The organism is Streptomyces sp. NRRL WC-3549, assembly GCF_000721935.1.
Lineage (GTDB): Bacteria > Actinomycetota > Actinomycetes > Streptomycetales > Streptomycetaceae > Streptomyces.
The window spans coordinates 22,393-29,703 of sequence record NZ_KL585401.1; the positions used below are offsets into that span (position 1 = coordinate 22,393).

Genomic DNA, 7,311 nt, shown 5'->3' on the forward strand with positions numbered 1-7,311 from the left:
GGCCCGCTCCCTGCCGGGAGCCACTGCCAGGTGATACGTCACCGGCAGGGAGCGGGGGTCAGACGGGCCTGCCGGTACTCCACTTGTTGGCCTCGCGGACCCTGGCGAGCAGCGCCGCCCGGCGCTGCTCGTCGGCCGCCGCTTCCGTGACCGGGTCCGGCTCCCCGTCCGCCTCCCGGTCCGCTTCCTCGGGCTGCGGGTCCGGTGCCTGTTCCACGACGCCGCTCACTCGGGGCGCCGGTGCAGGGCGGTGGTCAGCCGACGCGTGATCTCCAGATTGCAGCGCCCCAATTCCACCGGGGGCAAAGGCACCTGGGCGGCGAGCGGCACCGGGTCCAGACGCAATGACGGCAACGTCACCCCCACGGCGGTGAGCGCCCGCCGCAGGTCGTCCCGCGCCGTCTCGGCCTCGCTGATCCGCTCTGCCGCGGTCCTGTGTTGTTCCACGCTCACGTGCGTACTCCTCGGTGGGTCGACCTGACTGGCCCTGGGTGGCCATGGATTGGGCAGGGTTGTTCCACCACTGGGCATCGGTCCGTATCGCTACGATCACCAGGTGTAATTGTTTTCGAGGTGCCGAGTGAAAACGGGGATGGCAGTGCCCGCACCGAAGAAGCTCGACCCGACGCAGTAACTCACCGCGCTCTACGGGTCGATGCTCCGCAAGTTCCGGACGAAGGCGGGCTGGACGCAGCGGGAGTTGGGGGACAGGGTCCCGATCGCACACAGTCGCATCGCGCAGTTCGAGCTGGGCAACGAGACACCGGTTCCGGACGTGGCCCAGGCACTTGACCGGCTGCTCAAGGCGGACGGGGACCTGCTGGACCTGTGGCAGCACGTGGTACGGACACCGATCCCGGACTGGGCCCGGCGGTACGTGAATCTGGAGCCACAGGCGAGCAAGATCCGTAAGTACGCCGCCCACTCCGTTCCGGGGCTGCTTCAGACAGAGGCCTACGCGCGGGAGCTCTTGGGTGTGGCGCGCCCAAGTGTCGGGGACGAACTTGAAAAGCTGCTGTCGGCACGGATGGCCCGACAGAGGATTCTGGGTAGCGAGAGTCCGCCCGTGTTGTGGGTGGTGCTCGACGAGGCGGTACTCCTTCGCACCGTGGACAGCCCGGCCGTCATGCGCGAGCAGTTGGCTCACCTGCTGGCGGCGGCAGAAGCGCGAAACCAGATCACGCTGCAAGTGCTGCCTTTCAGTGCGGGTGCTCACCCCTTGCTGGACGGTTCGGCCACGGTGCTGTCGTTCGCTTCGCGGCCCGACACCGCCTACTTGGAGGGCTCGCACTCCGGAGAGCTCGTCGAGCACTCTGTGGCGGTTGCCGAATACGCCTTAGCATTCGATTACTTGCAGGGCCTTGCTCTGTCGCCACGGGCGTCGGCCGCTCTGATCCGTTCCCTCCTGGAGGACACCAACCGTGACGCACGATTCCCGAGTCGTTCCCAGCGCCGCCGTGTGGCGCAGGTCCAGCTACAGCAACACGCAGGGCGGCGACTGCGTCGAGGTCGCTGACGGATTCCCCGGCGTGCTTCCGGTCCGCGACAGCAAGCGCCCGCAGGGGCCGGCGCTCGTGTTCGGGGCGCCGGCCTGGTCCGCTTTCGTCAACGAGGTGAAGGCGGACCGTTCCGCGTAAGGAAGGCTCGCTAGGTTGGGTATTTTGCGTGCAATGCCGGAGTCGGTGAAAGTGCTTAAAAATGACCGATCGCGCTGCTAAATCCCCAGGTCACGCAGTCTGCTCCCCGCGCACGCGGGGATGGTCCCGCGGTGGAGGCCCGCACGACCAACCCCTTGGTCTGCTCCCCGCGCACACGCGGATGGTCCCACCAACCCGGGCCTGTACACGAAGCGGTCCGTCTGCTCCCCGCGCACGCGGGGATGGTCCCCGGCCCAGGTCGGGGAGGCGTGGGTCGCGATCTGCTCCCTGCACACGCGAGGGTGGCCCTGCCTGCACCGAAGAAGTTGGAGCATCCTGCAACCGTGGCTGAGTTCGCATTGGGACTTGATCACTTGCAAGCCCTTGCGTTCTCACCCCAGACGTTTGCCAGCCTGATCCGCTCCCTCATCAAGGAGAAGTACTGTGACTCCCGACTCCGGTCCCGAGTGCGGCGCCGCCGCTTGGCGCAAGTCCAGTCGAAGCAACCAGGCGGGCGGCGACTGCGTCGAGGTCGCTGACGGCCTCCTCGATGTGCTGCCCGTCCGTGACAGCAAGCGCCCCCACGGCCCCGCGCTCATGTTCGGGGCCGCGGCCTGGTCCGCCTTCGTCGACGAGATGAAGGCGCACCGCCCGGCCTGAGGAAAACCAGGTGCCGGGACACGGTGTCCTCGCCCATCCTGAGAAACATGAACGTCCAGGCCAACCCGCCCCGTTACGAGATCCGCGCTCAGCACACCGCCTCGACGGTCACCGTGTACCAGGCCTACCGGCCCGCGATCGGGCTGCCGGCCGTCCGTGACGGGCGGTTCCCGGCAGCGTGGAAGCGGGACCGGATGACGTGGGTGAAGCCCAGCTTCCTGTGGATGATGTACCGCTGCGGGTGGGGCGCGAAGGAAGGGCAGGAGGTCGTCCTTGCCGTCGAGGTCGAACGGGCGGGCCTCGCCTGGGCGTTGGAGAACGCGGAGCTGTCCCACTACGTACGCGGCGTCCACCCGGACGAGGCCGCCTGGAAGCAGGCCCTGCGGTCCGCCCCCGCCCGGGTCCAGTGGGACCCCGAGCGGGACCTGGACATGAACCCGCTGCCGTACCGCTCCCTCCAGCTCGGCCTGTCCGGCGAGGCGGCGCGGAGGTACGCGGATGAGTGGACCGTGTCGATCCGCGATGTGACACCACTGGCGCGCGAGGTGCACGAACTGGTCAGGGCGGGAGAGCGTGAGCAGGCCGCCGGCCTCCTGCCGGCGGAGACACCGTTGGACCTGCCGGCGCCCCGCCCGATACCGGCGGTTTCAGACGGCTGAGGTCGGAAGGCGACCGGGGAACACCAGCACCGAGTTGGCCAGGCCGGCCCGCCTACGGCGCACTTCACGGGGCGACAGGAGTCCCTTCCTGCGTTCCGGCCCGCAGCGTGGGCCGGTGACGGCACCATGGTCCGAGCACAGCCGTAGAAGCGCGTGCAGACGACAACCAGCGGAGCGACCGATGACCTTACATTTCATTGCGAAAGACCCGGAAACGAACGGGGACCACTGCCCAACAGTATGGTTCGACGATGTGGCACAGGAGTTCGTCGTTCAAGGGTGGAAGGCGAGCCCTGTGCTGGAGGCGAGGTGCCGGGAGACCGGGCCTGTCCCGGACACCGAGGCGGTCGTACGGCTGCCGGTTCGCATGACCGAGGCGCTGAGGGGGATGCTGGATGTCGCAGCCCGTGCCCCCGTTCGCTGAGATTCTGGCCCAGTGCGCCACCTCGGCCGTGCACCTGGAGACCCGGGATGCCTACGCGGTCGACGAGGAGGACCAGGAGCTGAAGGCCTGGCGCGCGGGGCAGCTGGCCGACGTGACCGACCGAGCAGCTTGGTGGGGGCCGTTTCACGACTCGGTGGCCGACGCTGTCGGTCGAGGCGTCACCGTCCGGCGGGCCCGGGTGATCTCCACACCGGCGACGGAGTACATCCGGTTCGAGCACGCCTGCACCCGCCGGAACTTGGCTGCGGGCGAGGATGTGCGGTGGCTGCCGCGTGACCGGGCACTCGGCCTGCTCCTGCCGGCCCACGACTTCTGGCTGTTCGACGGTCGGCTGGTCCGGTGGCACCACTTCGCCGGTGACGGAAGCCACCTCCGTGACGAGCTCGACGACCGCCAGGATGTCGCCGAGCAGACCGCAGCCGCGTTCCGTGGCGTGTGGGACCGGGCGGTGCCGCACCCGGAGTTCACGATCACCTGATGGCTCCCTCCCCGTCAGCGCGCGTCCAGGAGACGCGTGACCGTATCGCGGGTCGCCTGCGTGCCCTCCGGCTCGACGCAGGCATGACGGGGCGGCAGCTGGCGGAGCTCACCGGCTGGCAGGGGTCCAAGGTGAGCCGCCTTCAGAGCGGCAGGTCACAGCCCTCTGACGACGACATCCGCGCCTGGTGCCGGGCCTGCGGCGCGGAGGACGAGGCAGCGGACCTGATCGCAGCGGCCCGTCAGGCACAGCAGATGTACACCGAGTGGCGCCGGGTCCAGCGCGCCGGTCTCCGAGGGGTACAACAGGCCCGGCTGCCGCTGTACGAACGGACCAGGGTCATGCGGGTGTACAGCTCCAGCGTCATTCCCGGGATGCTCCAGACGCGGGCCTACGCTGCTGCTCTCCTCGCGGAGATCGCCCGCTTCAGCCGGACGCCCGACGACTCGGCCGCAGCCGCCGATGCCCGGGTGGAACGGTCCCGGATCATCCGCCGCAGCGGTCGGCGCTTCCCCATCCTCATCGAGGAGGCCGCGCTCCGCCGCCAGGTCGGCGGTCGGGACGTGATGGCCGACCAGCTCGGGTACCTCCTCCAGGCAGCGGCCCTGCCCGCCGTGACACTCGGCATCATCCCTTCGAGGGCCGGACCGCTCTGGCCGCTGGAGACCTTCACCGTCTTCGATGCCGAGCAGGTGGCGGTCGAGCTGCTGACGGCCGCGATCACCATCACGACGCCGTCCGAAGTGACCCAGTACATCGCCGCGCACGAGGAAATGAGCGCGGGTGCTGCGCATGGGCCAGCGGCTTTCCGGCTGATTGCACAGGCTGTTTCCGGGCTCGCGTAGAAACCCGTAGAAACGTCGGCCCGTCGGACCACCGACATCCCTACCGTCACCGGTACTACTCACCGACCGCGAACGGGGAGACGGCCGATGACGACGAACACGACTGCTGGGCCTGCTCCCGGCTCGCTACTGCCCGACCCCATGACGCTGTCCGACGCGCAGCAGCGTGGCGCCCATTGCGTCTGGTGCGAGGCGCCCCTGTCCAACACCGCAGCACACGATCTCGGGGCCCGGCCGCTCACCCTGTCCGAGGACTCGGTCTTCTGGTTTCCCCGCTGCTGTCCTACCTGTAGGAGGGGCCGGGCATGACGACCAAGGCGACGTCAGCCACCGAGATGGCGTACCAGAAGTGGGTTGGCCACACCTACACCTGCGCGACCTGCCGAGCGGGAGTCATCTGCTCGACCGCCATACGCCTGGGCCGTGGCTGGCGGGCGCTGCTCCCGCGACGGACGCTGCCGCCCACTGCTGCGGAGATCAAGGCCGTGCGCTGGTGAGGTGGCCTGCCCGACCGCACGAGTTCCCTGTTCGAGGCCGGTACCAGAGGGTGCTGTGTGAAGCAGGGCGTCGTTCCTCCGTTCCACGACGAAACCACCCGGCGGCACGACAGCCGCCCACGAACTCCCGCCCCGGCCGCCCAATCCCTGGACGGACAGCGGCCGAGGCGGGCGATCCCCGACCAGTAGAAGGAGACCGACCATGAGCGTATGCGAGTTGCCCGTCATCGCGCGGGCCCTCATCCCTGACTCACAGTTCACCAGCTGCCGTTCCACCGTCATGGACGCCAACCCGGACATGCCCCCGGAGATGGCCGCCCGGATCGTCGAGGAGGCCCTGAAGTTCGTGGCCGCCTGCGCGCGGAACCCGGCCACCGGCCTGGCCCCGTCCCGGATCGTCGACGAGGGATGGCACGCCCTCATCCTGCACACCGCCATGTACGCCGAGCTGTGCGGGCGCCTCGGTACCTTCGTGCACCACTTCCCTGGGTACGACCCGACGAACTACGACCCTCCCGTCATCGACCGCACCCGCGAGACGATCGCCGCACTCGGGTACGAGGCGGACTCGGAGCTCTGGGGGCCGCCCTCGAACGAGACGCTCGTGGCCGTGGCCGCGAAGTGCCAGCACGCCCCGGAGTGCACCATCGTCATCACGCCCAGGCCCAAGCCCAAGGGCTGACCGCTAACCTGCCTGGAGGAGGTGCCCCGATGGCGCAGGAATGGATCGACCCGCGGTACGCCGACCTGGTGGCGGCATGGGAGGCGGCGCAGACTCCGGAACGGGACCCGGATGCGCCCCGGCCGGTGCGGGCATTCATTACTCCGCAGGCACCGGAGCCGCCGCGGCGCTGAACCGTCGAGCCCCGGTCGCACACCGCGGCCGGGGCCACCGGGTCCCGGATATGCGGATGGCGGGGAAGACAGGGACCGTCCAGGGTGCCTTCCCCTTCACGACGGCCGTCTGGAAGGACCCTGCGGCGAGGTCCTACTTCTCCGACGGCGCCGTGTCCGACAGCAGCGGATACGTCGTACTGCCCAAGGCATGCTGGGAGGAAGTGGGGAACTTCTAGGGCCCCCGCGTCGTGGCCCCTGAGCGGGAAACCGTAGCCACGGTCGAGGTCACAGTGAAGGGGGCTCGGCCGACCGACAGGCTCTTGCCCGCCTGTTGGCCCGCACGTCCCAGAGGGTCGCGGAGGCGGCCGGCTGTTCCCACGGGGGCGACGGTGAGCCCGGCGCCCTGCCAACGCCGGCCGCGCCGCGCGGCACGAACCCCCAGAACGTCGGCGGCGTCCAGGGCTTCTCGCTTCCGAAGGCGTCGCTCCTCGACCGTGTCGCCGAGCCCGGACAGGAACAGTTGACCGAGACCTCCCAGGTCTGGGCGTGCGACATGGACTTCGCCGGCACCGGCGACGCCCGGCTCTCCTTCGTGGCCACGTCCGACGCCACGATCATCAGCGCGGCCTCGCGCGAGCCGGGAACGTTCAAGAACCTCCCCGACGACAAGGGCGTTTACGGACCCGCTCAGGCAGTCCTCCACTGCGGTAAGGGAGATGTCTACTTCGCCGCGCGGTGGAACAACGAGTACGACGGAGTGCTTCTCGACCACACACGCAACACAACACCGTCCTACGCGGACATCCGGCGCGCCACGTTCCAGGCATTCCTGAACACGGCGACGTCCTCGCACTCCTGTCCCGCCGTCATGCTCCCCGACGGTCGCTGAAAGCCGAGGCCGCACCGGGTCGGCGGTGTACCGCGTGCGGAGTACGGGGCGGCCGGGGGTACACCCCAGGGTGGTCGGCAACCTCCGCCCGGGGGCATCCCGGTGCCCGGCGGGCGCCCCGTAGGGTCGGACCATGGACATTCCGACTTCCCGGTGGCGCCCCAGGCTGCCCCGCACCCGGGGCAGGTGGGCCGCGCTCGTCGCCGTGCTCCTCCTGCTCGCGGGAGCCGGTACCTGGACCGCCGTGGCCGACGACAGTACGCCGTCCGTGCACCGCGAGGACCGGATGATGCGGATGAACGGGGTGTCCGTCGACACCTCGTACTTCACGACGGGCGGCTCGCAGCGCAGGCCCGCCGTGCTC

General features: G+C 69.5%; 14 protein-coding genes. 12 read left to right on the forward strand and 2 right to left on the reverse strand.

What is annotated here, in order from left to right:
* Window positions 1–58: 58 nt before the first annotated feature.
* Together IH13_RS43960 and IH13_RS0116555 are read right to left on the reverse strand one after the other, a co-directional pair.
* Window positions 59–217 (reverse strand): hypothetical protein, encoded by a 159-nt coding sequence (locus IH13_RS43960; protein ID WP_199814703.1) that lies wholly within the window; start codon window positions 215–217, stop codon window positions 59–61.
* 8 nt (window positions 218–225) lie between these two features.
* Window positions 226–453, reverse strand: a complete 228-nt coding sequence (locus tag IH13_RS0116555; protein ID WP_051835859.1) for a hypothetical protein — start codon at window positions 451–453, stop codon at window positions 226–228.
* 202 nt (window positions 454–655) lie between these two features.
* Here IH13_RS0116555 and IH13_RS0116560 point away from each other — a divergent pair, with 202 nt between their 5' ends.
* The 12 genes from IH13_RS0116560 to IH13_RS43455 form a co-directional block, all read left to right on the forward strand.
* A complete protein-coding gene (locus tag IH13_RS0116560; protein WP_031085165.1) occupies window positions 656–1,516 on the forward strand; it encodes a helix-turn-helix domain-containing protein in 861 nt (286 codons plus the stop codon).
* Entirely contained in the window at window positions 1,458–1,637 is a 180-nt protein-coding gene (locus IH13_RS0116565; protein ID WP_324605188.1) for a DUF397 domain-containing protein, read from the forward strand. The genes IH13_RS0116560 and IH13_RS0116565 overlap by 59 nt, the downstream gene beginning before the upstream one ends.
* Before the next feature lie 444 nt (window positions 1,638–2,081).
* A complete protein-coding gene (locus IH13_RS0116570) occupies window positions 2,082–2,297 on the forward strand; it encodes a DUF397 domain-containing protein (protein WP_031085169.1) in 216 nt (71 codons plus the stop codon).
* A 47-nt stretch (window positions 2,298–2,344) separates the two neighbouring features.
* Window positions 2,345–2,956 carry a DUF4291 domain-containing protein gene (locus IH13_RS0116575; RefSeq protein WP_031085171.1) on the forward strand — a complete coding sequence of 204 codons (612 nt, stop codon included), beginning with the start codon at window positions 2,345–2,347 and terminating at the stop codon, window positions 2,954–2,956.
* A 395-nt stretch (window positions 2,957–3,351) separates the two neighbouring features.
* Window positions 3,352–3,879: a DUF6879 family protein gene (locus IH13_RS0116585; RefSeq protein ID WP_031085174.1), complete on the forward strand. Its 528-nt coding sequence runs from the start codon at window positions 3,352–3,354 to the stop codon at window positions 3,877–3,879.
* Entirely contained in the window at window positions 3,879–4,724 is an 846-nt protein-coding gene (locus tag IH13_RS46105; RefSeq protein WP_031085176.1) for a helix-turn-helix domain-containing protein, read from the forward strand. Before IH13_RS0116585 ends, IH13_RS46105 begins: the two co-directional genes overlap by 1 nt.
* Window positions 4,725–5,029: 305 nt before the next feature.
* Window positions 5,030–5,221, forward strand: a complete 192-nt coding sequence (locus IH13_RS0116595; RefSeq protein WP_031085178.1) for a hypothetical protein — start codon at window positions 5,030–5,032, stop codon at window positions 5,219–5,221.
* Window positions 5,222–5,423: 202 nt separating this feature from the next.
* Window positions 5,424–5,903 (forward strand): glycine-rich domain-containing protein, encoded by a 480-nt coding sequence (locus tag IH13_RS0116600; protein WP_031085179.1) that lies wholly within the window; start codon window positions 5,424–5,426, stop codon window positions 5,901–5,903.
* A gap of 29 nt (window positions 5,904–5,932) precedes the next feature.
* Window positions 5,933–6,076: a hypothetical protein gene (locus IH13_RS43965; protein ID WP_199814697.1), complete on the forward strand. Its 144-nt coding sequence runs from the start codon at window positions 5,933–5,935 to the stop codon at window positions 6,074–6,076.
* A 56-nt stretch (window positions 6,077–6,132) separates the two neighbouring features.
* Window positions 6,133–6,294 (forward strand): hypothetical protein, encoded by a 162-nt coding sequence (locus tag IH13_RS43450; RefSeq protein WP_158791194.1) that lies wholly within the window; start codon window positions 6,133–6,135, stop codon window positions 6,292–6,294.
* Window positions 6,295–6,578: 284 nt separating this feature from the next.
* The gene (locus IH13_RS0116610; RefSeq protein WP_158791196.1) at window positions 6,579–6,947 is read left to right on the forward strand and encodes a hypothetical protein; all 369 of its coding nucleotides are present in this window, start codon (window positions 6,579–6,581) and stop codon (window positions 6,945–6,947) included.
* Between the two features lie 133 nt (window positions 6,948–7,080).
* On the forward strand, window positions 7,081–7,311 hold a 231-nt coding region (locus tag IH13_RS43455), incomplete at its 3' end, for a hypothetical protein (RefSeq protein ID WP_158791198.1).